Source organism: Paenibacillus sp. Y660, assembly GCF_057221575.1.
The window spans coordinates 170,238-195,772 of record NZ_JBXBBJ010000006.1; the positions used below are offsets into that span (position 1 = coordinate 170,238).

General features: G+C 46.2%; 32 protein-coding genes. All 32 read right to left on the reverse strand.

Annotated elements, in window-relative coordinates; genetic code table 11:
* Nucleotides 1-9 precede the first annotated feature (9 nt).
* Nucleotides 10-306: a hypothetical protein gene (locus AC2TDN_RS10035; RefSeq protein ID WP_484687846.1), complete on the reverse strand. Its 297-nt coding sequence runs from the start codon at nt 304-306 to the stop codon at nt 10-12.
* The gene (locus tag AC2TDN_RS10040; RefSeq protein WP_484687847.1) at nt 306-1,169 is read right to left on the reverse strand and encodes a phage tail protein I; all 864 of its coding nucleotides are present in this window, start codon (nt 1,167-1,169) and stop codon (nt 306-308) included. The genes AC2TDN_RS10035 and AC2TDN_RS10040 overlap by 1 nt, the downstream gene beginning before the upstream one ends.
* The gene (locus tag AC2TDN_RS10045; protein ID WP_484687848.1) at nt 1,162-2,289 is read right to left on the reverse strand and encodes a baseplate assembly protein; all 1,128 of its coding nucleotides are present in this window, start codon (nt 2,287-2,289) and stop codon (nt 1,162-1,164) included. Before AC2TDN_RS10045 ends, AC2TDN_RS10040 begins: the two co-directional genes overlap by 8 nt.
* On the reverse strand, nt 2,289-2,606 hold the full coding sequence (locus tag AC2TDN_RS10050; protein WP_484687849.1) for a GPW/gp25 family protein: 318 nt from the start codon (nt 2,604-2,606) through the stop codon (nt 2,289-2,291). The genes AC2TDN_RS10045 and AC2TDN_RS10050 overlap by 1 nt, the downstream gene beginning before the upstream one ends.
* Nucleotides 2,603-3,007 carry a phage tail protein gene (locus AC2TDN_RS10055; protein WP_484687850.1) on the reverse strand — a complete coding sequence of 135 codons (405 nt, stop codon included), beginning with the start codon at nt 3,005-3,007 and terminating at the stop codon, nt 2,603-2,605. The genes AC2TDN_RS10050 and AC2TDN_RS10055 overlap by 4 nt, the downstream gene beginning before the upstream one ends.
* The gene (locus AC2TDN_RS10060; RefSeq protein WP_484687851.1) at nt 3,004-3,411 is read right to left on the reverse strand and encodes a phage baseplate assembly protein V; all 408 of its coding nucleotides are present in this window, start codon (nt 3,409-3,411) and stop codon (nt 3,004-3,006) included. The genes AC2TDN_RS10055 and AC2TDN_RS10060 overlap by 4 nt, the downstream gene beginning before the upstream one ends.
* A 1-nt stretch (nt 3,412) precedes the next feature.
* Nucleotides 3,413-4,435 carry a phage late control D family protein gene (locus AC2TDN_RS10065; RefSeq protein WP_484687852.1) on the reverse strand — a complete coding sequence of 341 codons (1,023 nt, stop codon included), beginning with the start codon at nt 4,433-4,435 and terminating at the stop codon, nt 3,413-3,415.
* Between the two features lie 3 nt (nt 4,436-4,438).
* Entirely contained in the window at nt 4,439-4,636 is a 198-nt protein-coding gene (locus AC2TDN_RS10070; RefSeq protein ID WP_484687853.1) for a tail protein X, read from the reverse strand.
* On the reverse strand, nt 4,633-7,302 hold the full coding sequence (locus tag AC2TDN_RS10075; RefSeq protein ID WP_484687854.1) for a phage tail tape measure protein: 2,670 nt from the start codon (nt 7,300-7,302) through the stop codon (nt 4,633-4,635). The genes AC2TDN_RS10070 and AC2TDN_RS10075 overlap by 4 nt, the downstream gene beginning before the upstream one ends.
* Before the next feature lie 155 nt (nt 7,303-7,457).
* Nucleotides 7,458-7,745, reverse strand: coding sequence for a phage tail assembly protein (locus AC2TDN_RS10080; protein ID WP_484687855.1), 288 nt, complete (start codon nt 7,743-7,745; stop codon nt 7,458-7,460).
* Nucleotides 7,746-7,759: 14 nt separating this feature from the next.
* Entirely contained in the window at nt 7,760-8,275 is a 516-nt protein-coding gene (locus AC2TDN_RS10085; RefSeq protein WP_484687856.1) for a phage major tail tube protein, read from the reverse strand.
* A gap of 10 nt (nt 8,276-8,285) precedes the next feature.
* Nucleotides 8,286-9,740 carry a phage tail sheath family protein gene (locus tag AC2TDN_RS10090; RefSeq protein ID WP_484687857.1) on the reverse strand — a complete coding sequence of 485 codons (1,455 nt, stop codon included), beginning with the start codon at nt 9,738-9,740 and terminating at the stop codon, nt 8,286-8,288.
* A gap of 10 nt (nt 9,741-9,750) precedes the next feature.
* Nucleotides 9,751-10,044 carry a hypothetical protein gene (locus AC2TDN_RS10095; RefSeq protein WP_484687858.1) on the reverse strand — a complete coding sequence of 98 codons (294 nt, stop codon included), beginning with the start codon at nt 10,042-10,044 and terminating at the stop codon, nt 9,751-9,753.
* Nucleotides 10,041-10,490: a hypothetical protein gene (locus tag AC2TDN_RS10100; RefSeq protein ID WP_484687859.1), complete on the reverse strand. Its 450-nt coding sequence runs from the start codon at nt 10,488-10,490 to the stop codon at nt 10,041-10,043. Before AC2TDN_RS10100 ends, AC2TDN_RS10095 begins: the two co-directional genes overlap by 4 nt.
* Nucleotides 10,491-10,500: 10 nt before the next feature.
* On the reverse strand, nt 10,501-11,085 hold the full coding sequence (locus AC2TDN_RS10105) for a phage tail protein (protein ID WP_484687860.1): 585 nt from the start codon (nt 11,083-11,085) through the stop codon (nt 10,501-10,503).
* Nucleotides 11,082-11,411, reverse strand: coding sequence for a hypothetical protein (locus AC2TDN_RS10110; RefSeq protein WP_484687861.1), 330 nt, complete (start codon nt 11,409-11,411; stop codon nt 11,082-11,084). Before AC2TDN_RS10110 ends, AC2TDN_RS10105 begins: the two co-directional genes overlap by 4 nt.
* Nucleotides 11,411-11,719 carry a hypothetical protein gene (locus AC2TDN_RS10115; RefSeq protein WP_484687862.1) on the reverse strand — a complete coding sequence of 103 codons (309 nt, stop codon included), beginning with the start codon at nt 11,717-11,719 and terminating at the stop codon, nt 11,411-11,413. Before AC2TDN_RS10115 ends, AC2TDN_RS10110 begins: the two co-directional genes overlap by 1 nt.
* A 12-nt stretch (nt 11,720-11,731) precedes the next feature.
* Entirely contained in the window at nt 11,732-12,784 is a 1,053-nt protein-coding gene (locus AC2TDN_RS10120; protein ID WP_484687863.1) for a major capsid protein, read from the reverse strand.
* Between the two features lie 14 nt (nt 12,785-12,798).
* Nucleotides 12,799-13,182 (reverse strand): head decoration protein, encoded by a 384-nt coding sequence (locus AC2TDN_RS10125; RefSeq protein WP_484687864.1) that lies wholly within the window; start codon nt 13,180-13,182, stop codon nt 12,799-12,801.
* A 1-nt stretch (nt 13,183) separates the two neighbouring features.
* Entirely contained in the window at nt 13,184-14,299 is a 1,116-nt protein-coding gene (locus AC2TDN_RS10130) for a head maturation protease, ClpP-related (RefSeq protein ID WP_484687865.1), read from the reverse strand.
* On the reverse strand, nt 14,292-15,887 hold the full coding sequence (locus AC2TDN_RS10135; protein ID WP_484687910.1) for a phage portal protein: 1,596 nt from the start codon (nt 15,885-15,887) through the stop codon (nt 14,292-14,294). The genes AC2TDN_RS10130 and AC2TDN_RS10135 overlap by 8 nt, the downstream gene beginning before the upstream one ends.
* 38 nt (nt 15,888-15,925) lie before the next feature.
* Complete coding sequence (locus AC2TDN_RS10140; RefSeq protein ID WP_484687866.1) at nt 15,926-16,162, reverse strand: DUF6148 family protein; 237 nt, start codon at nt 16,160-16,162, stop codon at nt 15,926-15,928.
* A gap of 12 nt (nt 16,163-16,174) precedes the next feature.
* Nucleotides 16,175-18,019 (reverse strand): phage terminase large subunit family protein, encoded by a 1,845-nt coding sequence (locus AC2TDN_RS10145; RefSeq protein WP_484687867.1) that lies wholly within the window; start codon nt 18,017-18,019, stop codon nt 16,175-16,177.
* Complete coding sequence (locus tag AC2TDN_RS10150; RefSeq protein WP_484687868.1) at nt 18,003-18,539, reverse strand: hypothetical protein; 537 nt, start codon at nt 18,537-18,539, stop codon at nt 18,003-18,005. The genes AC2TDN_RS10145 and AC2TDN_RS10150 overlap by 17 nt, the downstream gene beginning before the upstream one ends.
* 382 nt (nt 18,540-18,921) lie before the next feature.
* Nucleotides 18,922-19,467 (reverse strand): tyrosine-type recombinase/integrase, encoded by a 546-nt coding sequence (locus AC2TDN_RS10155; RefSeq protein WP_484687869.1) that lies wholly within the window; start codon nt 19,465-19,467, stop codon nt 18,922-18,924.
* 58 nt (nt 19,468-19,525) lie between these two features.
* Complete coding sequence (locus tag AC2TDN_RS10160) at nt 19,526-20,266, reverse strand: hypothetical protein (protein WP_484687870.1); 741 nt, start codon at nt 20,264-20,266, stop codon at nt 19,526-19,528.
* An 815-nt stretch (nt 20,267-21,081) separates the two neighbouring features.
* Nucleotides 21,082-21,477: a hypothetical protein gene (locus tag AC2TDN_RS10165; RefSeq protein WP_484687871.1), complete on the reverse strand. Its 396-nt coding sequence runs from the start codon at nt 21,475-21,477 to the stop codon at nt 21,082-21,084.
* Between the two features lie 91 nt (nt 21,478-21,568).
* Nucleotides 21,569-21,787, reverse strand: a complete 219-nt coding sequence (locus AC2TDN_RS10170) for a DUF3310 domain-containing protein (protein ID WP_484687872.1) — start codon at nt 21,785-21,787, stop codon at nt 21,569-21,571.
* A 40-nt stretch (nt 21,788-21,827) separates the two neighbouring features.
* On the reverse strand, nt 21,828-22,727 hold the full coding sequence (locus AC2TDN_RS10175; protein WP_484687873.1) for a Lar family restriction alleviation protein: 900 nt from the start codon (nt 22,725-22,727) through the stop codon (nt 21,828-21,830).
* A gap of 30 nt (nt 22,728-22,757) precedes the next feature.
* Nucleotides 22,758-23,519, reverse strand: coding sequence for a ParA family protein (locus AC2TDN_RS10180; RefSeq protein ID WP_484687874.1), 762 nt, complete (start codon nt 23,517-23,519; stop codon nt 22,758-22,760).
* Nucleotides 23,520-23,570: 51 nt separating this feature from the next.
* Nucleotides 23,571-24,152: a hypothetical protein gene (locus AC2TDN_RS10185; RefSeq protein ID WP_484687875.1), complete on the reverse strand. Its 582-nt coding sequence runs from the start codon at nt 24,150-24,152 to the stop codon at nt 23,571-23,573.
* 24 nt (nt 24,153-24,176) lie between these two features.
* Nucleotides 24,177-25,499, reverse strand: coding sequence for a DNA cytosine methyltransferase (locus tag AC2TDN_RS10190; protein ID WP_484687876.1), 1,323 nt, complete (start codon nt 25,497-25,499; stop codon nt 24,177-24,179).
* Nucleotides 25,500-25,535: the final 36 nt, after the last annotated feature.

Below are 25,535 nucleotides of genomic sequence, written 5' to 3' on the forward strand. Positions count from 1 at the left end.
TTAAGCCCCCTATACCCGTTTAAGGGTGTATTTGAATGTAATAAGCAGCCCGTTAATAGCTGGCTTCGTGATACTTTCGGGCTGATCGTCGAATACGGCGCCCGCTGTATCGATGACTTGAAATCTTGTAATCGAGCCACTTACCGAATCATCCAAATAAAATTGCAATGTGATAACGTCGCCTACAAGCGCTAACGAATGTACCGGCATCGTTTTGACTACACTGCCTATCGTGTAGGTTCCATGTGATATTAGCCCCTTAAACCAATCCTTCATTTTCTGGTGCGTTCCTGTTGTTATAGCCATTAGATCACTTCCCCCGATCCTGCATGTATGGTGCCAACAACTTTATAGACTTTCGTTGTTACGCTATATGTTTGACTTTCTGTTAGGCTATTTTCGTATGCTGCAGCCTGATCGTCCGGTTTGATAATGGCAGGAATGTCGGCTCTACTTGTTCCCGCATAAATAAGCCCTGTTATACTATATGGTTCCTGCTTCTTCGTTTCGAGCGTGCTGCTCGCTTCCAGCGTTCCGTTATCGTAAACCGGATTTGGCGGGATCATAACAACGGTCGGTCCGCCGTACTTCGTACCTGCAAAGGTCTGCGACCCCGCGAAGGCTTGGAACGGGTAACTTAGTCGGCTGAATGATGAACTAATTTCAATCGAATCTTTAAAATCTCGATTTACCTCGATATCATCCAGTACGCTACGAGCATTTTTAACCGAATTGATTGCCCTTTCCACTTTCTCAAACTTCTCGGCTGTAATCATTTCACGTGTCACGACTTTGAAATGATAAGGTTGGCCGCTGTAATCAAACCACTCTTTTACTTCTGCGGAATCGAACGCTGCGGATACAACTTCCTCCACCGCTGAAGGTGTTCCTCTTCTTCGGTGCCATGCATAGCTGCGTTTGACCAACTCGCGGCGTTTCTCGAGCGGCAACGTTGGGTCGTAAAAATCGACGTGCCATTGCCAAGCGAGCTCGTCCGTCTCGGCAGATGATAAATCATCAAAACGATTAAAATAACAGAGTTTGAAGATCGCCTCCGTGACATTCTGCAGCTCGTTATCAATAGCATGAGCCGCAGCTGTTATCGCAGGGTCTGCTTGAAGATTGGACGGCAACAGGTTCATGATGCTGGCCGTTTGAATATTAATCATCGGTCAAACCACCATATATCGCCGTCACCGCTCCACTTGCTATCGCAACCTCCGTTTCACCTATACTTGAATGCGTTGGCGAGGTTACATCTACGCGATATGCACCAGCAGCCATAATACGACGAATAAGCTCGGAAGGATTTATTCCCCTCCCAAGCTTCGATTTTTGCCAAAGGATATATTCCGTTACCGCTTTAGTTACAGCCGTTTGAATGCCGGATGCTTCGGCAGCTCGTTCGCGATCGATCCAATAGGTTAGGTTGATGACATAACTCACTGATTCAGGAGCAGATACAGTCACCAAATCCGTAAGCGGTCGCCTAGTTTTGTCGCTGACGATTGCCTCCACCGAAGCAAGAACGTCTGCATTCGGAATCACTCCACCGCTCAGGAGCGGTACGATGACAACCTCTCCGGCAGCAGGCGAATGCACAGCAACATCCACAATCGAAGAACTGGCTGTCTTCGCGAGATACTGATAAGCGCCGATCGGTCCGGCCACGGAAAAGGCTTCTGGCGCTGTTCGTATACGTTCCCGATAAGCATCATCGTTTTCCTCATCGGTCCCGCCCCAGCTCTCCGTTAGATTAACAACAGAGGCAACATAAGCTATCGGATCAACGATCTGAGTCAGATGACCAGGTTTATAACGGTTCCCGATTTCACCTGCCTCTGTACAAGTTACCTCCACATCAACGAAGCTCGCTCCAACGGGGACCTCAACGTAGCTGTGAGTAGCAAAATATCGCTTGGGATCTCCTTCATTGCATACTCTTGTACCAGCCAAGATACCGACTGCAAAGGTTTGTGCAACAGATAATGTAAAACGAACATTCGTTGTAGCAGCCGCTGCAGGAAAGCGAGTCGTTTCGGTAAAATACCCCATTTCGTCTAGGATGCCGCTCGGCGCATACCGTAGATGGTTCGCTTTGGCCGTAAGATTGATTAAAGTCCGCTGCTGGACGATGATGGACGCTATAGACAATAAAAAGAGGCGTATAGGATCGCCTGGATAAATTGCGCGACCGCTGATAGCCTCAAAAGAAGTAATTAAGTTGTCTACTGTATCCGTCACATCGGTACTCACGAATTCAAATTCGGGTAATTCTACGAGGGCCATTATTCGACCACCTCTTCTATAATTTCAATTTGAACGATCGGCTTGATCATGCCGTTTTGGTCATCCGATTCAAATGAGACCTGAACGACGATTGCGCGAGGTTCATAAGTCTGAATGGCAGTTGTTATCAACCCCGTTAAGCGTGCTTGAGCTATGAGTGTTGGCTCATCTAACACACTAGAATCAAGACCAAAAGCTCTATCAAAAGGCACGCTGCCTTGCACGGTCTTGATGATTGTCCTCACATTTTGTGTTATTTCTTCAGCTAGGTTGGGGCTGAAGTTTATGGGTACCGGCACGTCATTCACTTCAATCATTTTTTGTTCACCGCCACATATTCCTCTATGGATAGGCTGGCATTACCGACAATGATATTCCCGTTCTTGTCTAGAACATCCCAGGTTTGCGAGAGAGACGTTATAACCCACAATCCCGTGCCTATGCCCTTACCGCCTATCGTTAGCGCTACAGCCTTACCTTCACGCTCTAAGGCGACAAGCGCATCCAATTCCTTACGCGGGTTCAATCCGTATCCGGCATCAAATCGCATATTAAAACTAATGGTATCCAGTCCAGGGCCAATACGCTGGGTGAGTGGTTTTTTACCGATGATTTCATGTTTCGCCCATCGACCAGCAGTTGATCGACTAAAATCAGTAAACGTGCGGATCGTCTTTGGTGTAGCTACAAATACAACTTTTCCAAAGGAGCCTATCATGGAAACAACGCCCCATAGTTGATCGTACCCGTAACCTCGAGATCGCCGTCAATCTTAACTTTACTCATCGGTTTTACATGAAGAATACCGTCGACCGGACTATAGTAAACATGACTGCCATCCGGAAACCACATACCGAATTGCTTCACCTGATTCGATGGAGGCGTGTCAGCTGTCGTATAAAATGTGCCAAGACAGAATCCCGTACTAATGCCATTTCCCAAGAACACACATAATACACTCGACCCAACCGCCGGCATTGCAAACATACCTGTATGCAATAATAGCGGCAGCTCGTCGCTGACCAGACCATCCACATCAGGGAACGTAACGCGTACCGTGCATCGCTGAGCGTTGATTGATGAAACGATTCCCGACCGAATCATACTTTTTAATAGAGTCATGTTACCACCTCAATACTTTGCGAATTTCGATGCTCGTACTATAACCACTGCTGCCTACCGAATGTGAGGCGCTAACTATGATATATTTTCCGTCAAAACGCCCCCAGCCAGATAGCTGAATGGTCAAGCCCGATGACATGCGAATATCCCCCGCAAGCTGCAAGCTGGCGCGACCGTAATTCTTATTCTCTTCACGCAAACGATTTCGGGCAATCCTTCGAGCCTCTGCCTGTGACTTTACACTTTCATTAATCTTAAGCAGAGGGCCGCTCGAAGGCGCTCCAGGCGGTGTGTAGAGCACTTTCACATCTTTCTTTTTAACGGGATCACTATAAACAATCTGACAGGCCCGGTAAGCCGCATCTGTTAAGCTCCAGCCGAATGAATAGCTTATGATAGAATCAATCCCTCTAGTGAGCGTAGCAGCAGTAGAACGACGTTCGTATTCAGCCTCGTCAAACAGCACCAATTTGCCCGATGAAACCTTTAGAGCAATCCCCTCTTTCGTGCAAAGATCAAGCAGGAAGGACATGTCTGATTTCTCCGCTTGATCGATTCGATCATAAGAAGGGTTATCCGGTGCATCGTAGAGTAATGAGAGTTTTGAGCGATTTGCAATATCCTTTGCAATAGCTTTGAGAGTGATCTTCTCCCAAGCCTTTGAACGTACTTCGCGCCTCGCCGATGTTCCCGCCGGTATGGACAAGGCTTTAATTTGTACCGTGTCAGGCGGCCCATTCAGTGTGGCTGAATCAACCTCAAACAAGCCTAACGGATACGTTTTTGATTCATTCGGACCGTTCCAGTTGATGGTTCGAATGGATGCCTTAATGGTATCGCCCGCCGCGGGGCTCCATGCACCTTGCCATTTACGCTCTCGGTCCTCTAAAGTCAGTTGAAGGTCGTCCAATTGGCCGCTAGGGTTATCCATGTAGCTAAGATCCATCAGAGAGTCTGCAAGATCAGCCGTTATATCCTTGCCATTATAATTTACAATCACTTCAGCACTACGTGCTTGCTGCATACCTCACCTCTTCCACGGCGGCAGCTGATCCGGCAGTTCAGCAGGTGCATCCGGAATCGACAATTCAATGCCTGCTGAAAAGATAACCGTTGCAGCGTGCGCCTGATTTGCATGAATCAACAAAAGCATGAGCTTCTCATTCGCATATATTTTGTATGCGATCATATCCCATGAGTCGCCTTGAGTGGTTGTATAGATCACGCCATGCCCACCCGCCTTTGTTGTGCCTTAAACGCGTTAAATTCTTGTTCAAAATCACGACGGGTACGCTTTTCCATTTGCTGTACCGCTTCTTTATCGGCGCTACCATAGAAATTGTAGGTTGGCGAGAAATAGAAATCACCACTTTCAGTTGATGAAGGTGAGGTCAAGCCCATCGAAGATCCCGCTGAATGCCATAAGTCACGGCTACGCTGGCTATTATTCTCAGGAATAATCCACTCATTCGATTTTCCTTCACCGACCCAAGCGAGCTCTGGCCGTGTGACATATCCTCCATCAGCATATCCGCCGATTTTCGGAATTTCGGGTATGCTTACACCAAATGTTTCACCGCCAATACCTGGTACCCAATCTGGCACATCAATGCTTACCTTGTTGATGCCTCGAATGGCGGCATTAATTGCATCGATTGCAAGATTGATCGGAAATGTCAGAACAGATCCTAGTGCGTCGAATATGCCTTCGAATATGCCTCGTACACCTTCCCAAGCCTTACCCCAATTCCCCGTAAATACACCGGTGATAAAGTCAATGATTCCGCCCAACACGTCGAATAGACCACTTAGTACACCGCCAATCGCTGTTATCGCATTGGATACAATCGACTGTATGATCGGGAATACAAAGTTAAACGCATCAAATATGCCATCGACAATCGGCTTGATGATGCCCCAAATTGCTGTAAATAGCTCTGCGATTTTATCACCAACAATCATGATTTTCGGTAATATTGCAGCGATAACGCCTGATATAGCCGGCATGACATCTTTGGCGAGGAAAGTAAATATATTCGATAACACGGGCCAAAGTTTTGAATTAATGTAGCCTACGATCGGCATAATCGTCGCTATAATCTTTGTGCCCACTTGAACAAACACCTTTGCAATCGATACGATGACGGGAAATAATTGTTTGATTATCTTGCCAATAGAACCCATAACACTCATCACATGCGGCTGAATGGTGTCCCAAATAGCCAGAACATTATCCTTGTACGTTGTCCACATACCAGTCAAATTTTCGATGTATGAACCGATTCCCGCAGCATTTTCACCGTCGCCGCTGAAGCTGTCCCAAATGCCCGAAACAAGTCCAGATATTTTGTCAACCGCAGGACCGATTGCAGCACCTACCTTCGAGAAAGCAGCTTGAATGCCAGGCATTGCTTCCGCTAGAAACCCACTGAACTTTTCCAACATTGGCAGCGCAGCATTAGAAATGGGAAGCAGCAGACCCGTTTGAAGCTGTCTGCCAATGCCTTGAAATGCCTTACCAATCGTGTCGTACTTTATTTTAGTAATTTCGCCCATGCTGTCCTTAGTCATATCAAACTGACTACGGGCAGTACCCATTGCCTCGATTACTCCAGCTTCCAAATCCTCAAACTGCGTACCAAACAAACCTACGCCGATCGCGTTCTTTTTCACCGGGTCCTCGATTGAAGAAATAGCGGCTGCTACAGTACGGAAAGCTTCTTGTGCGGCGGGGCCGCCAGCAGCAAATGTTGCTGACATTTTTTTAGCATTCATACCGAGTGATTTGTAAGCATCCACACTGGTTTTGGACATATCTTTCGATCGGATGTTGAATTCCTTAACGGCATCCCCAACCTTATCCAAATTAAAAGCGCCAGCTTCTAAGCCGGCGCCAAAGGTATCAAACATTTCAGCTGCGCTGAATCCAAGTGTGGAAAAGTGTGGTGCATATTCATTCGCGCTATCTAGGAGCTCGTTTGACTTATTCAAACCATTCTGAGCACCTTGCGCAAGAAGGTTATATGCCTGGTCGCTGGTTACTCCGAAGTTTTTCATCATCGTATCAGCTGCCTTGACACTTTCTGTCACGTCTTCACCAAATGTATCACGGAATGCTATGGCATTTTGAGTGGTACTCTCCAGCGCAGCACCCGATTGCTTCGTGACTTGTTCCACTAGGCTCAAAGATTCAGCAATATCATAAAAATTCTCACCGATAGCCTGATTGTAAATGTTTTTGGCGACATTGCTGAAATCGCTCATCTCAGTCTCTGTTGCTCCGGTTGAAGCTTGGATTTGAGCCATCGCTGTGCTGTACTCGTCAGCAAATGAATAGGTGGCTGCACCAGCAAGACCAATTGCAGCTCCTGCCGCTAATGCTGCGCCGCCCATAACCGCGACGCCACCAACTAGCGCACCACCGCCGCCAGCTCCTCCACCCGAAGGACCTCCACTTCCACCTCCACCACCTGATGGACCGCCTGCATCTTGTAAATCACGCATGCGGCGTTCAAGGTCCTGCACTTCTCTTAAATACCTTTGCATGTCGTTTCCGAACATGTTACCAGGCATGCGAATGGTGCTGATTTGGCGAAGGTTTTGTAGGAGAGCTCTTGAATTCGCAACCGCTTCGCGCAGCTCCGTATTCATGTTTCCAAACATACCGTTAGGAACAGGATTGGAACGAATATCACGGAAATGACGCTCGAGGTCCTGCAAGCCATCCCGCAGCGGTCTAACCATGTCACCGGATATGCGAATGGCATTCAGCTCACGTGCTCGTTGTTCCAATTCGCTTAAATCGTGCAACGCTCGCGTCATGCCCGACGTGTAACTTCCTTCCAGCTTCGCGGCTAGCTCAAAAGCTATCTTGTATACTTTACCAGCCATAAATCACCTCTTTTTCGGCTGCTGGGCCGCCTTTGCCCATTCCTGAAGCTCGCCTATAGGGACACTTAAAAAATAGGTCATAGGCGTGTTCAAAGAGCGAGAAAGGGCTGCTATGTGCTTTCGCAGCAGTAGCAGCCCTCCCTCTTCGGCTATCCCTAGCCTAGCAAAAAATTTTGTGCCAACATCGTTACCGCAGAAAAGTCCTTTGCGTTCAAGCATCGAATAAATTCGACGGGTTGTTTTGCGGCTCTTGCAGCAACATGCGCCAGATATCCCTTTGCGACCTCCAAAACCGGAACGAATTCCTTGCTCTCGGTTTTGAATTGGCGCTCAGCTGAAAGGATATCGTCCGATTCGAGTGAATCAAAATCAAGAACGATTTCAGTTACTGTTTCACCGTCAAATTCAATCGGCTTTTTCAATACATATTGTTTTTCATTCATTTGCTCATTTCCCCTTATTTACCGAGAGCTGCGCGCTCTGCGGCGAGATAGTCAACGCCATTTACAATGAAAATCGAATTGAATTTATCCAACTCTAAGATCGTTTTACCGCCTGCAATAATCTTGACATAGGTCACCTCGAGCTCGTTACTCGTTCCGGTAGTAGCCCCTACCTCCAAGCTGCCGAGATTCAAATTCTTTGGAATTCCTCGGACAGAGATTTTTGTTGGAGCGCTTGAATACAGACCAGTCGACGAATCCAATGTTTGGCTCGCAATCCGAAAATCAAGCGCATGCTGCTTTGGCGCTAATAGCGAGATAGATGCAGGGTCGATTGTCCGCCAGTTGATCGTTACGGACGATGCCCCGAAATGACCAATTGTCGGGCTGTCGATCTCACCCGCAATACCTGCCCCCTTAATAGTCTCCGACAACGATTCAAAGGACGGCAGTTCAATGTCTGCCGTCCCCAAAAACTCCGATCCATTACGGTATACGGAGTAATTCGTAACTTTTTCAGGTATCTTCATTCGTCAGCTCCTATCCGAATAGCGAACCGAGATAGCTCGAATCGTATTCCAGTATAAAATTCATTTCTTGTGCCGGCCCTGGAGGGGTCAAATAGACGTGGAATTTAATAATGCCCCCTAGTAAATCCGTTACAGGATTTTCGGAGGCATTAAATTCTACACGGCCACCCAGCAACGCCCCAACCGACGTTAAACCATTGAGCCAAATATTGATGCTATCCGTCACCGTCTCAATCAAGCGTTTGTTGGTTGGATCATCGACCTTCTGCCAATACGTCAGGACGATACTGTTCGCAATCCAATCAAACATGCGTCTAATGGCTATGAAAGCATCCTTGGCGTCCGTATTCGCCGGAGAAGCGCCTGTATGGTTGCCCCATGACTTCCATCCCCCAATAAAGTTAAGAGCCGTCACAATGCCGTTAGCGTTGAGATAAGCGGCTTGATCGGGACCGAGATACACTTCTAACCCATTTGCTAAGACTGCACTGTTTGCTTTAAGCGGCTTATTAGATGGGGAAGCATATGGAATGCCGTTATAGGCTGCATCTGTAGCCCCGATAGTCCCGGCGATTTGAGTAGATAAATGATACTGCTTGCTGCCGATCGCAACTTTCGGCCATGCAGCAATTTGGCGAATCGCTGTATAGTTATTCGTGTTTTTCCACCCAGGTGCTTCCGTATAAACATCCGCTCCGGCAACAGTGGACGGGATGTCCGTTAGCGCGATCGCTTTGAAATGGCTATTAATATTACCTGCCTTTGCAACCATAATCGCCGCGACGGTCGGATCGGTTGAGTAACCAGGAGCTAAAATTAAACTAGGAACTACACCAAACCGTGGGAACACCTGATTAATAAGCTCCAAGCCCGTTTGTTTGCCCGTCCCAGCGTCCACGCCGCCAATAATATCCGCAGCATCTACAGCAGCAGGATTCAGCTTGTCGTATCCTACCTGCAATGCAGTTGCATTCGCCGGAATTGCACCGGTTGACTTACGAGTCACAATCGTATTTCCATCATTATCAAACGCTAGCGTGTAATCCGTATCTTTGGCATACGGCGTGACTCCATCGGATGATTTAACGATGACACTCGCATGCATGACGCCTTTTACCGAAAGTTTCAAAACGCCAGCTGCTACCGGAGCACTTGCCGGAGCGACTGTTGTCTTGTGGTCTGCGGGGTCGAGAACGTTAATAAAGATGACTGGCGATAAACCAAAAAGACGGAAATGCGAATCCATAACCTCGCACAAGCTATACGATGCAAAATCATCCGAATAGCCAAGCTTACCAACTGCTTCAGCAAACGAATAGGCCAGGATCGGAACGTTAACAGGTAACGTTGTCGCCTTACATAAATTGACCGGAGCCGTACCAACAACGACAGGAATCGCTGACGCGACTTGCGCCGGTGATAGTACCGATGTTGCTTGCTCATTTACTGTTACACCATGTGCCATGTAAAGCCTCCTATCCTCTCAACGCATTGAGCGTTTGATATGCTTCATATTCTGATGTGCCTGCTTGCTGCGAATTATTCTGCGCTTCCACCATAGATATAACAGGGACGATTAGATCCGTAATGGCGGAGTGCTGCTCAATCAAATCGCTCAAGTATGCAGGAACGCCACCCTTAAAAACAGTGAACTGTGTTAGGCGTCCACCTGGCAGGTTAGGACCCACATAAATAAGTTGTTCGACTGATTTTGCCTTAGCGGTTGTTTTACGTTCTTTTTTTTCTGATTCTTGATCTGCTTCACTCATATTCCTTCTACCTCCTCGCTTATAGTTGGGAGCGTCCATGTCGTGATAGCCTGGCCGATATACTCCGGATTAGACTGCCCCTCGAAAAACTCCCATTTGTATGCGTTTGGCTGCTCAATTTCAAGTCGAAATTGATTTTCTAATGTTCGCTTTTTCAAAAGTGCCATCCTCACACGTTCCATCACGTTGAATATGTCTTTAGGTGCTTCTGCGTCTTCCGATTTCGTTCCGAAATACAAATTAACGATCACCTTATGACCGTCAGCCTGTATTTCACCTTTATGAAGCCGTACAATGATATACGGAAACTCAGGAACGTTCTGGTTTCCCAATACTTTCTCGGGCAGATAAAATTCATGGACTGCCGGCTGCTGTGATACGTTATCCGTCATAACAGCCTCGATAAATCGCTTTATAGCTCCACTGAGCAAAACCGGGGTAGACAACCTGGTCACCTCATTTCAGGATACGACCGACTTCATGATCAATCCGCTTGTACATGCGTTCTTCGGCCTGATCCTCGACGTGTTTGATTACTTCTGGCGCGTTCATCATGATTGCAACCGCTGGGCTGCGCAATTCTTCTACTGGCAATTCAGGGTAATTTCCTTGTGCGTTCTTTCTCCGCTTTGCACCACTCTGGCCAGTCGGAAATTTACGCTTCATCACCATGACTTTTGAGCCTGTATCCCGAATATAAGCAGACCTAATTGTCTTGGACTCCCCTTTTCTAACCTCAACCTTGACGGGTTTTGGCTTCCTTGGATTCCAGCTTTTCGGACTGTACTTAAACCGCGTCAATGGTAGGTTAGGGCCGCTCGCTTTAATGATGACCTCGCCGGAAGAAGCAGATGAATAAACCAGTTTCATAGCGCCCTTAACTTCTGATGCTTTGATCTGATAGGTCTCTCGAACCTTGCGGTTAGCTTCTGTTACAACGCCTTCACCAACGCGATTCAAAGCTCTTGAAGCCGCATCATCCATCTTTTCTTTTAGTGCCTTGACGACCTTCACAGCTTCGCGCATGCCCTCTACCCTCAATCGACATTCGCCTCCAACGTAACCGCGTAGATTCCGCAGTCGTCCGATGATTTGACAACGGTATATGTGACACCGTCCAGCGTCAGGCGGACTCTATCGCGAGGGATACCACCGAACGCAATATCAAATTCAGCAGCATCAAAATGTGCCAACTTGCGGACAAGCGAAACACCCTCCGCATAATCCAGAGGGTGTACATTGTCCGTAGCTTCAGATATGACCGCTCGAATTGCCTTGCCATCCACCACGTGAAAGTCTGCAAATTCATCCGTATTGATAAAAATCGAAATATCATGAGTAGCTTGATCCTTAAAGGCACTCATCATTATCTGTTCCGTTTGTTTTTCTGCGCATTATCAAGACCAGGGATTGTAATGTTAGGGCCTTCACTGCCTGCTTCTTCTTCCGGTTCAGAATCATCACCTGTATCCTTTTCCTCATTATCACTTGCAGGAGGATCTACTGGCTTTTTATTCTCTTTTAGCTCATCGAAATCGTCTTGTTCGAAAACATCCACGACGCCAGCTGCTAAAAGCTCTTGTTCATCTCTTTCGCTCAGTCCTTCGATGATATCGCCAGCATTATAGATATTTTCACCGTCGTCGACCTGCCCAGCCCTTACTATTACGCTCATAACCATAGCCTCCTAGTAAACGTCAGCGACGAACCAACCGTCGACATCGTCAGGGATTGGGATAGGTCGAGACGTCAAACGAATCATACGCGCATCTGCATTTTGGTCTGACCAGGACTTAGGAACTTTTGCGCCTTCATATGTGTGAAATTGTCCATCTGCTTCCAGCTGTGTAACAGCTCCGTATGAGAAATTCCCAAGGTTTGGACGACATAGAATGACATGATCTTCCGGAATGTATGGCTGTTCAACACCTTCATCATCAATAAACCAGGCAGAATACGTGTAGAGTTCCAAACCGAGACCGGGAAGCTTGCCGCAATAGGTTAGAGCTTCATCTATTACGCTAGGATGCATTAATGCCAATGTAGAGTTTTGCTGCTTCAACATGTTATCGATTTCAGGATCAGATCGGAATTGCTTCCATGCTCCTTGACCGAAGATCGCCATTGTTGGCGCTGAACCAGCTGTTTTGATAACATTTAAGCGCCATTGTTCCATATTTTCGTACTTCTTCCCAGCAGATCCTGCATCATTCCACTTAGCCGTGCTTGTGAGCGTGACTTTATTCGTAAAACCAAAATTAATTTCATCTTCAACAAATTCCGAATCGAGTTTATCGATGAAGCCTTTAACAACAATCGGTTTACCTAGCAGCAGCTCCCGCGCCATCCACTCAATTCGGCGTGCGATCATATCATCGAGCTCGCTGAGATCCGTACCGAGCAATTGCGCTTGGCGCTGAGCAGGTGTCTGCTGGCTGTACAAATTCTCGCCAATTCCACGCGTTACAAGATCATCAAGTGTTAGGACGCGCTGCGGTGCAATTTTGGGAGCCGTGTATTTTTTCGTTTTGAAACCGTCACGGGCCACGGTAATGCCGCCAACACGTGGCGCGACAAATGGCGCCATTGGACGCTTCCCTTTTTTGTAATCAAAAAGCACGTCCTCCGTCACGAATGTTTTCGGTGTCGGGAAGAACGTGCTTGAGAAAAATTTACGAAGTGGCAGCGTCTTACGGACCGCCTGCAGCATAGTAATCGTTTTATATAAATCCAAATTCATCTTCGATATTCCTCCTATTCATAGGCCTGAACGTCTTTTAGAAAGATCCCGTTCAGTCGCAAGGTTGCTTCATGATTTGCTGCAGTATCTGCGCCGCCAAATACGAGCGCATCTCGATTAAATAGACCGGATGAATACGCCGATGTCTTAACATCGCCAGCGGTCGTATCGATATCATTGGTTAAAATGCAGTTAGCCGACTGGCTGCCGTCTACACTGGTGCTGTCTGCTTTTTTCGCTTTCTTTGAAGCTGTTATGATGCCAACGACTGTACCACGCTTTAAAACCCCTTGCCCGGATGCCACAACAATGCCCCTCGTATCTAAAGGATGCGTGGTGCCTGCAATGAGATTGTCAGCTGTGGTCGAGCCGTAATCGTTATTCACTAGATTGCTCATTCTATTTCCCCTCCGTTCCGCGTCCAGCATTAATTGCCGCAGCGATCAAGTCGATATTTTGTGCTTCCTCTTGTTTTTTCAATTCTTCTTGACCAGGTGGTGTTTGAGAATGAATGGATGCATTCTGTTGAAGCTCTTGCTGTCGATTTTCCATATGTGTGATACCTTTGCCCGCATCAGCTTTCATCGAGGCTAGCGCAAGCTCAGCTGCATTCATAGGAGAATTGTATTTCGCGGATGCTACGAGATCACTCGAAATATTTGCTGCTATTTCGTCAATAGCTTTCATCCGCGCTCTCTCAGCTGTAGTTGCTGCATTCACGACCTCATTGTAAATATCGGGGTAATGCTTTTTAAGATCGTCCATGTTTTTAATTTCCACGGTATTCTCACGCTCCTTTATATGATTTTGAACTAGTGGAATGATTGGGTATGAAGGCGCAAGTGCAGCCTGCTTCGAAATGATCGGCCGGCTAGTGAACTGCGACATATCATGCGTGACAGAATTAACAACCATATATCGATTGTCATTGGTTATGGTCGCTTCGACTTTTTCTTCGAACATAATCTCGTCGACAAATCCTTCTTTCTTTGCCTCTTCTGCCGTCATCCATTTTTCCTCGGACATCAGGGCTGAAAGCTCGGCTCGATCGCGTCCGGTTTTGTTCATGTAGGCGTTCATGATGCTGTTCTTCGAGGTTTCGAGAATCGCCTTCATCTTGTCCATATCACCCGAATTGTAAAGGCCATACAACATAAGCAGCGGATCGTGAAGCATCACCTGCGCAGCAGCTGCCGCTTTAATGACATCTGCTGCCATAATAACAATCGTCATGGCGCTTGCTGCCATGCCATCAATAATCGCCGTAACGGTAGCCGGATGACTTTTAAGCTGCGTATAAATCGCAATAGCAGCTGAAACGTCACCGCCTCCGGAGTTTACCCGAACCGTTAGTTCTGTAATAGCTCCAAGTGCTTTAAGATCATCCGCAAATTGGCGAGGATAGATTCCATCATTGCCCTCCACCCACCAAGGCTTTTCTGATTTAATACTCCCGTATAAAATCAGTTCACCTGCTGCAGGATTGATGCTGTTAAATTGCCAAAACTTACTCATCTTCTTGTTTCACCTCCTTCTCTGGGTCTGTTGCTGGCGTAATTCCCACGACCACGCCAGCGTTTGCCAGCACTTGTTTCTCAACGGCCAACTGCTGTACGTTCGTCCAAAAATCTGAACCATTAATTTCAATGGCTTCCCGCTCATGCGTACTAAGACCAAGCGCAATACGCTTTTCAGATGCAGCGACCTCTTTAACAGGATCAAGCTGACCGGGTGCTGGTCCATTCCATTCAGCTGCTACCCATGCTTTACGAATGGCAGGGTCATTAAAAAAGCCCGGCGCGTGAATTCGTCCGAGCGCGATTGCCTCTGCTAGCCATTCCTCATAAACCGGCTGACAAAACTCTTTGGCCGTCCATTGTCTTCGCATACGAAACATTTTCCACGCTTCCAGTAAGGCAGCACGAGAAGCTGAGTATGACGATTGAAAGGATTTAAGAAGCAGTTCATAGGGAATTTCAAGCGCTGCCCCAATATGCCGACATAGGGCCGTAACAAAAGGATCAAAATTCGAATTTGGTCGCCCTGGATTCGCAATTTCAACATCCTCGCCAGGCTCAAGTACATTAATAGCGCCGATGCCCATTTCGTAAGCGTTTGGATCGCCAGCAGCCACTTGCTGCTCTGGCCCTATCATGTTTCCAAGTGGAATATCCGATGATGGTCCATTCGATTTAATGAATACCGTAAACATGCCTGCAATGACGCTCGCCATCAGCTCTGCCTCTGTGTATCTGGTGAGCTGCTTAAGCGTTTCGATTACCGGCGCAAGAAACGGAACGCCTCTGCGCTGTTCAGCTCTCTCCGTATCCATAAGGTGGAGAATGTTTGGGCAGCCCGTTTGCGAGCCATATGCCTCCACTCTTGTCCAGTTACGTATTTGATTCGAGCTGTAATCGGTAGCGTACGAGTTCGCGATATGATAAGCAACTAGCGCGCCGTTCTGATCCACCTCCACACCCGATATGATTCGGTTTCCATTGCTTGCCTTTCCTTCTACCCTATCGCCAATCACATTTGAACCCATTGGCGTACTAATCCGGTCGGCTTCAATCAGATGAAGGCGTAGCCCATAGGGCATCCAGGGCGTACGCTTCTCGTTTCGAAACAACGCAAACGAATCGCCATTCATAAGCATGCCAAGGAAAGCAATCCCCTGCTGATCATAGAAGTCATTCATTTTAATGGCATCTGAATGCTTTGACTCCGCCCAAATCGCAAACTCTTTTTCAACCTTGCCTCGCCATTCATCGGCTTGCTCATTGCTCATACCCAAGACTTCCGCGTCAATCCGTGATTTAAGCCGAAGTCCTGAACCAATCACATTCGTTCTAGCCGTTTTAAGAGCTGCCGCGCCAATTGCTCCGTTCATATAAAGATCTCTTGAGCGCCCACGCAGCGTTTCAAGTGAGCGATCAATGTCATCCTTTGGATTTAACGCATTCGCAATCCAGCCACGCATGCTTTTCTTTTGATGACTGGCTCCGCCTTGCTCGTATCCATTTAACACCTTCGTCACTTCACGTGCAGCCACACGCCGCATACCCGCTTCGGGGTTGAAGAAAGACACCAATCGATCGGTCATGTTCAAATTATTCACCCTCCTTCCCAATCCAACGCATGCTAAATATCACGCGGTATAACACCAAATACGCGGTTACGACCACGTCCGGCAGCCTTGGATTCCTCAACTGCAATCTCTCTTTCAAGCTGTTTAATCATGCTCGTAATTTCTGATAAATTTGCTCTCGTCAAATTACGGCCGGCAATGGCATAACTCTGTGCACCCGTCAGAATGGCTGTTTCGCATTGCAGATAAGCAAGCCTGCGTTGTTTCAGCTCTAGCAATCTTTCACTCAATCGTATTCCCTCCTATCCGATTCCTTTATTCACGACACCTTTTCGCCGCGCTGGTGTAGCCGCAGCTTTTGCCTTCGATGGTTCATTCTCTTCCTGCCTTCGCTGTAACAGTGCAGCAAGGACCGTCTCCCCACCAATGATTTCAAGCGCGACATTGGCATAATTCCGACAGTCAAGCGGCTCGTTTCGGGAACCGGCTCGTTTCAATTCCCAATGAAAGGATGGTCTTCCTTTGACATAACGCATGACCTTATGTTCAGAAGTTAGCCCTTTAAAATAACTCTCATCGTAATCAGGAGAAGCCGGGAAATGACAATAGCCTGCCCCGATGGTATCCGAAGCAAGCCGCGATGCTAATGTATCTTTACCAACGTCAACACCTATATTAAAAAGCCAAACGCCTGCGTCATTCTTCCGTTTAGGTTTCATGATTAAAGGGATACCATTTCCGCCTTTACCTTTTATCGCCCATACTCGCCGCAGCTCCCTCTTTTTACAGTACGTATATACCGCTTTTGTGAAGTGACCGCCAGTATCGATCGCCGTTGACATCACCTGCATGTCTGCGCCGTCCGATCGAGCAAACGAAGCATTAATGACTTGAGCATCGAGCATATCCCAAACGTGCTTTTGCCCTGGATTACCCATGATGACTCCGTACTTAATACCCCAGCTCTCCGCTTCCTCGCCCCATCCAACAATTTCATACTCCAATCGATTATCCTGAACGTCAACCCCACATGTGAGCAGCAGAACTTCATCCGGTACATCAGCAGAATAAGGCTCGCAACGCTTCATTAGTCCTTCTGATTCAACACCAGTTCCGCGTTCTTCCCACGTTTCTGCAAGCGACGTATTCGTCCACGTCTTTAATTGTTCAACCCCGCCCCGCTTGGCCTCCATAAAATTTTGGACGACCTCAGACCAAGAAACAAATGTACTCGACAGCTCGTTTAGATGAAATCCTCTTGTCTTAGCATTCTTCTTACGTGCAATCCACTTCGCCTCAACAGCCTTCCACACATACTCGTCATGCATTTCACCACAAGAGCGGCAAGCATGTGTTACGTCACTTGCTGTCTTCGTTTCCTCGTCATAGGTGAAGTGAAGCTGCGGCCATGTCAATGGCTGGTATTCTTCGCAGCTTGGACATGGATAACAATATTGCTCCATGGTACTTTGTTCATAAGCAAATTCAATGCGTGATATCCCTTTGGTTGTCGGCGTACTTACTAAAATTCGCTTTCGATTCCAAAATGTTGTCGTTCGCTTCGTAACCAAGTTAACCGGATCGCCCTCTGTACCTGCTGATGCTGGATATCGGTCCACCTCATCGAGCAAAACAACGCGAATCGGGCGACTTGCAAGTGAAGAAGGCGCATTTGAACCAGCTAACGTAATATGTCCGCCAGGGAACTTCTTGTGCAAGAGGGTGTTCCCGCTATCCCGTGACTTTACATCTCTCACTTTGTCACGTAATTTCGGCGTATCCCGCAACATTGGGGCTAGCCGATCTTTAGAAAACGCCTCAGCGAGCAGCTCCGTCGGCTGTACTAACATGATAGGAGCCGGGTCCTGGTCGATAAAATAGCCAATCGTATTCAGAATAATCTCCGTTTTACCCACCTGTGCTGACCACATTAAGATTATCGTTTCTACATTCGGGTCATTGAGTGCATCCATCGGATCACGTTGAAACGGAGCGCGGCTTGTCCGCCATTGACCAGGCTCTGCCGAAGCTTCAGGTGACAATTTCCGATAAGCGTCCGCCCATTCCGATACGGTTAGCTGTGGCGGCGGCGCAGCAACTTTCGCGCATTCTCGAAAGAGGCGATATAATTTATCCCGATTCGCCATCGGCATGTTCCTCGACATAGTTCTCATTCAATTCGTGGAATTTCTGCGGATCGTAAAGCGATAATTCATTTAACGCTTCATAAACGGCATCTCCCAGCATTTGCAGGATGACCGGCATCTTTTTACCGACTAACTGAGCGGCCAATTTAGTCGGAATAGCTAAAGTCCGGGAGCGGAACGCAGCAATCATATCGTTCATGACTTGAGATACATCCTCAGATCGGTGCAACTCTCCTTTCATAACCGATAGATTCATTTCAGCCATTTGTCTTTTCGCTCTTTCATGCAGAGCTCGCTCGCCAAAATAGTCCACTTCGGCATCTGTTCCACCATCTCTAGCCTGCAAACTTTGAATGTATTGTTGAACGCTTACGACAAGCTTATATTTACCGCGATTAAGTTTTACGAGAATGCCTTCCTCTGCCAACTGCTGAATGCGGCGATTGCTCAAATTAAGAAGTTTTGCCATCTGATTTGTCGTGAAAAGCATTTCGCTTTCTTCGCTTTTTTCTTTTATCATTTCGCTTTGTCCGCCCCCTTCCTCATCACATGAAAACACAAAAAACCCTTGACAAATAAGGGTTTCAGGTTCCTGTTTATTTATACATAGCATTGCATATGGCAGACCCACGAAACGCAACGACCATATTTTTTCTGTCGCTAGATGAAAATCGGGCTCACGCGCACCCGCACCTATTTGAAAGCCCAGAAGTACCTTTTTGGGCTGAATTGGAACGTTGCAAATGGGCTGAAATGGCAGTTATCCACTGGGTTTCCACGTTATCCACGAGTTACCCATATCTTATAGAGAGGATAATTGGTGATACGCTTCTTTTCCTTACTCTCACAAAGGATTGACCCACTTGTATAATATGAGTTACACATGCCCGCATTATGGATAACTAGATCCTAAATCGCTTCGTCGCTAGGTTGATCGTATCTTGAGCAATGCCAATGTATCTAAGCGTAATAGATGGCGACGAATGGTTAAATATCTTCTGAAGCATCGCTATATCCTTCGTCTCTTTATAATAAAAATATCCGTACGTTTTTCGTAGTGAATGATTCCCTACCGGTCCTATCTTGTAACCCTTGGTAATCTTCCGCAATATCTTATAAGTCATTGATCGACTTAAAGGTTTATTCACGCCTTCCCTACTTTTCAGTAAGAACTCATCATCATCCTTGTCACGGACAAGCGCTAATAATTCTCTTCGCAAATTTGGATTCATTTCAAACGTTTTTTGCTTATTGGTTTTAACCTCTGTGAGATATAAAAGATCGCGCTTTAAATCCCTTACTCTAAGTAATCGAATATCTGATATACGAAGGCCAGTATTAATGCCTAACTCAAAGAAGATTAAGTCTCTTATTTTGTTTTCTAATATTAATTTCTTTCGGATGTCAGCAATGACCTCTTTATCTCTAATCGGTTCAACGTACTTCATACCACCACCTCATTAGTTCAATTACAGAGAAAATAAAAAAACACCCGAAGGTGTCTAATTATGTATGTATATTTTTGTTTGGATATATCCATGTCGAACTAGTCAAATCATGAGCAAATAATACTTCATCGGTACCATCTGAATTTATCAACGATATCTTTGCCTTCATATTTTTTAAATCATGTATGTGTTTAATTCTTTCGTTTTTAAGAGTGGTGTACTCAAATGCCATTTTATCAATCTGAATGACTCCATCTTTAGGAAAATTTAAAGGAACCAGTGGAAAAAAAAGTTCTATACCTTTTTCGAACACCCCGATATCTATTTCGATAATATTAATAGAATCTTTTTGGCCAGCGATTTGAACTTTAGCTTCTATTCTGCAATCAAGTATTAAATCTGAGGCTCCATGATGAGATATTTTCATAAATGCTGTCCGAGTAGTATCGTAGTCGCTCTTTGAAGTTCTACGTAAAAGGGATAAATAACCCGGTGTTTCTATTACCCTGCTATTATCGTGTGTTTTAATACCCTTGAGCTTTAAAGGTGCAATAAAGTCATGCATGACAAGATATGACCTGTTTTGATCACGGTCCTTTTTTTCCTCTCTTTCTTTTTGTTTTTTAGCATTAAAGATTGCAATCGTAATAGCACCCGTTAACCCTAAATAACTTCCGAAAAACGCCAACCAACCTCTAGCATCACCTTGAACACCAGGCATATGCCAACTTAATAGACCGTAATTTATTAATATTGGTAATAACACTAAAACTATAATAATTGAATATAAATTTTTCATAATCCCTCGAACACCTCTTCGATAGTATCATACACCATCTTCCATAATCGGACAATATATGCTATGATATGGTTAAATCCGAAAGCATCGGTCAGAGAGTCGTATGGGAGAGCATCCCTGCGGCTCTTTTTGTTTGCCCTGCAAGGTGTGTTACCAGGATGAAGGTGCCTCCTCATCGTGATTTCGGTTGCTATCCGACAGTGCAGGGCAGCTCCTTTCCTCAATAGTTACAAACTACATATTGAGGTATCTATGTGATGCAGCTTAACTGCGGTTCACTATTGTCTGCCATGACGGCGTTCCTTGCAATTGCGAGGCGCTGGAGCTGCCTGTGGGGCAAATCTCTTGAGTAACTTTGTCAACCATTTTTTCATCTTTGGGACACCTCACTCTGCTGCAAAATTGTTTTGAACCTTCTTGTCTGCCCCATGGACAGCCACGGCATTTAGCCGGTTGTTGTTTGCTGTCGTTTACAGTGGGTAATCTTCTTGTAAACCTCAACCGGCTCGCCTCCTATACACACAAAAAGAGCCGCATAAGCGACTCCTTAAATTATCAATTGGTCAGCTCGTCGGAATTATCCGGCAAACTGAACAAGGGACAAGTCAACCTTGTTAAGGGCATTTAACCCCGCCTCATCATCACACGCCTGGCGACTAGCGCCTAAGGTTGGATAACCCACCGCGTGACCGAGTCCTACAAGTGATAAGGGTACAGTAGGATTCACCCGAGCATTGCTGCTCTATGAATCTAACTGTACCCTGTAGGCACTCTTATTTTTGACGCTGTTTTCACGCGATTTACGCGCAAATTATTCACGTTTCCCAAAGCTTGAGCGTATTTGCTATCGACTCAATACCTTTATTGATTTTGCGATCAACCGTTGAACGGTGCCATATCTCGAATCGCGCAACGGTCACATGATGCGGCTGCCCTTTAATATACCTGACGTCGATCATGCGCTTTACATCGTCGTCCTGTATGAGGTTGACAGCTCGATCAATGATACCGACGCTTGCTTTATAGGCATTGTATACACCTAATTGTTTTTGAGCAAGCGAATCGATTCCTCTTGCTTCGAAATCCTCGACTACTGATTTCATACGACGATAGCGTGATAAAGCTGCTTTCGCGTTCTTTAATTCTGTTTTTGTTGCTTTTGGAAATAATTCAATTTGCTCACCATACCAGTCCCATGCCATTGCCAACATTCCCCTCATCCTCTCTATTTGTGTATAATAGAAGATGAGTATGTTTAGAAGACCTCCGGCGCGCGTTCCCCAACACTGGCCGGAGGCTTTTTTATGTTTCTTGCTTATCGATTAGTCGGTTAATGTACCATTGTGCTTTCTTTAAATCTTCCACACCGTTTTTCTGTTTCCAACGCCATAAGTATTTAATTACATTTGCGGTATATACAGCTTCGATTCCAGTAAGATGAACTGTAGCAGCTTCTAACGCATCTATACACTCAACCTTACCGGAAGTATAATGTTGTGGATGGTTTACCATGTCGCTCATCCTTGATCACCTCTCATGATTTTTAATATTCAATCATCACTCATTGTCCTGAACGAATGTTCCATAGTCTAGCAACTTCTTTCTTGTCATTAGCAAAGCGACTGCTTGCACAACATATATTGCAAGTCGCTTTGTAGTTAATGTTATCCTTAAACAACTCAGCCCTACTACCGCAGAATGGGCATGGCTTAAGCTCAATCTCCTGCTGCTTCGGCTCCTGAATGGCCTTCGCGTCTTCTTGCTTAATTGATTTTGCAGCCTTTATGGTGATACTCCCTTTAGATGCGTACTCCTCATACACCGCCTGTTGCTGCTGCTCTGGCATGCTCGATACCTCATAGGCGGCGGACATGTTTATGCGCCCTTCCTTAAGTTCTTCTTGGAACTTAGGAGCAAGGTTCTTTGTGATTGCTTCCATGCGACCAACCTGAGCTGGAGAAGTGTCTAGCGCGCTTGCTACTAAATCCCTCAGCCTGCCTGGTATCTTGTCTCGCTTCTTGATCTGCTCAATAATGGACTTCATTTCTTGAGCTTGTTTGATCTTCTCCCAATCCGTCAGCTGCCTAGCTGTTGAATTGGTTGTGATTAGAAGTAGCCGCTCCCGTAACTCATCTCCTTCTGTTTCAATGACACACGGGACTCGTTCAAACTCTTGATTGCCATCTAACACTAAGGCAAGAGCAGCTAGGCGGCGACGATGCCCAGCTATTACCCTATACTTACCGCCACCTGTAGGTATAACAATCAGATTTTGCTTTATTCCGAACGATGCTATGGAAGCTTTAAGCTCCTCGATTTGCTCAACGGCATAAAAGTTGTCTAACGATGGTTCAAGGTCGTGTATGGATAAGTGCGATATTTTATATTCTTGGATTCCTGCGCGCTCTGCTGTTTCTTCCAGCTTTGCACCCAGCAATTGGTTAAGGTTGAACTTTGCCAATCCTGCTCACTCCTTTTGTGTCCAATTCGATCACATTTTCAAATATTCGTCCACAAGGCTGAGATAGTCCATTGCGGCACCACATCGGCGGGAATAATCGATAATCGGTGTTGTTGCAAATGTGCTTTCATCGACCTTCTCCGTTTTACGAATGTGAGTTTGAAACACTGGAAAGTCGGATTGACTTTGAATCCATTCCTCGCCCTGCTTGTTTACCTCGTTACGTTGATAGCAAGTGACAAAGCACCCTTTTAGTATGATGTCTGGGTTTAACTCCTCACGGGTAACATCTATCTGTTCTTTAAGTTCTGCTAGACCGTCAAAAGCAAACTTGTCTATCTTTACAGGTATGATTACGTCCTGTGACGCTACTAGTGCGTTTATGGTTGATATGTTGATGTCTGGTGCATTGTCTATGATGCAATAATCATATCGCTCTGATATGTTATTGAGCGCTGTGCGCAGCCTTGTTTGCTGTGGTCGTGTGCTGTCTAGCAACACCTGCAAATTAGCATTTAATAGATTCATATTTGCAGGAATAACATCTAAGCCTGCATATGAAGTATGAGCGATGATGCTATCAAGGTTTACGTACCGATCTGTCATGACCTCTGCAATACTTGGTGCATCATAGTTATGTAGGTTAAACATCTTAGATGCATTACCTTGCTTGTCGTTATCTACCAGCAGCACTCGCTTCCCGTGTACCACGACCAAGATATGGGCGATATTTACAGCAGAGATTGTCTTTGCTACTCCACCCTTTAAGTTAATAACGGATATTGTTTTCATGTTATTTCCCCTCCCCATGTATTTCTGTATTCAATATGTTGTATCGTTGAACTATGAATTAACTTTTTTCAAACTAGATGTATACCTTGCCTCGTACTCGATTTCAACGGTGAAGTCAGTGCCACAGATGCCACAAGTCACATCATGTTCTCCAGAATCCATATCGTCGTTAGAACACTCCGAAGCGCATACCGGACAAATAAGCTTATCCGTATACCAACAATCATCCTCTGAATGTCCCTTTCCCCGAGCTTCTTTTAAAGCCTTGCGTTTTCGCTCTTTCTTCTTTTTATCTGCGCATGGTTTGCATTCGAATCCATCTGGAGATCCCCAAGGCGCTTCTTTCAGTTCCGATCGGTGTGTATTACAGGTCTTGCATCTGTTATGTTCTTCGCAAACAATGTAAGAGTAGGGCTTGCCGTTTTCCAGACACTTGTGGCATCCACAAACCCAATACCATCCGTCCTCAAATCTTTCCGCATACAATCCTCGAATTGGCGGATCGAGTTTTATTTCAGGCAATCCATTTTTATAAAACTCGTCATTCCAAACGTTTGTATGCCCCGAACGCGTCCTTTGTTCCCATTCCTTCGGTATTTCTGGAATGAGTATTTTCGTACCCTTCAAGCTCATAGCTTCACCTTCCTTCTCAAATATTCATTTTGTTGTATGAGCATCAAGCCATTCATCTATGATTCTTATTGCATAAAGGATCGGATATATCTGCAAAGGATTAACGGCGTTTCCTATCGCTTTTAGCCTTTCAACCCTAGCAGGCACTTTCTCTGCGACTCTCGGGGGTTCCCAATCGTATTGATCCATTCCCATAGGCGCTGGCTGGGGATACTGATTTACAAATTCAATCAAGGCGTTTAATGGGTTTAATCCACATCCGTCCAGCCAATTGGAAAATTCATTAGGCATTCTACCCAATCCGGATTCAATTGGCCCTTGTTGTCTTCTTCCATCACTTGGCCTTTGACGTTCCCTCTCCGTACTTCCTCTTTGTGACGGATCGATCCGTGCGGGCTGCTGCCCTTGTAAGAGGATGCTGTCGGCGTTCCCCACATCCGCACTGCTCCAGGAAGGCCGTTTCGTAAATCTTCCGCGTTTATCTCTCCACGCTTTTCCGCATCGTTCGCTCTCGGTGTCGGCCATAGCTTCCTTTGCAAATGAACCTGTGTTTGCAGGTGGGTCGATTTCTCTATCGGCCTTCCACTGGTCCGAGCCGTCATTCCCATAATTGCATCGCACGATTTTGGGGTTGGCCATAACTTCACTTGATCGTTCAAATTCAACGTCCAGCCTTGTTCTTTCTTCCGGGCTAGTCGAGGCGACTTCGGTTTGTCTGCACTCCGATAGTCCCGAGCTTGAGGGGTTGACCACAAACCCTTTTTCCAGTTCGAAATGTCCGATCTTAAACTCTTTCCTTGCCCTCCACCGTGACTCCCTACCGAGTCCGCTGCGCTCGGAGTAGCCCACAATGAATACTCTTTCTCTGTTGTTTTGCGAACCAACCGCCGAAGCCGGAAAAACAATCGGCCATGCGGTGTAACCGATTCCTTCCAAGTCAGCAAGAACATCGTCGAGCCCCATACTGATGTGTCCAGACACATTTTCACCAATAAACCAACGGGGTCGGACCTCCTCCAGTACTCGCTTAACCTCCGGCCAGAGGTGGCGGTCATCGTTCTCGCCTTTTCGCTTCCCGGCATGGGAGAAAGGCTGGCAAGGATATCCGGCGGAAATAATGTCAATTGAACGTCTTTCTGTGATGACGCCATCTGCCATCAACCTTTCTTTTGTAAAATCATGAACGTCATCAATGATTGGAATGCCTGGGAACCTCGCGCGGAGTACCTTTTGCGGGAAAGGTTCTTTCTCGCAGAAGACGATTGTTTCCATGCCTGCCCAGTGTGCTGCTAGATCGATCCCACCGATCCCGCTGAATAAACTCGCCTTCCGTAATGGAGCTGTCATTGTGCACCGGCTTCAACATGGTCTTTTTGAGGTTCT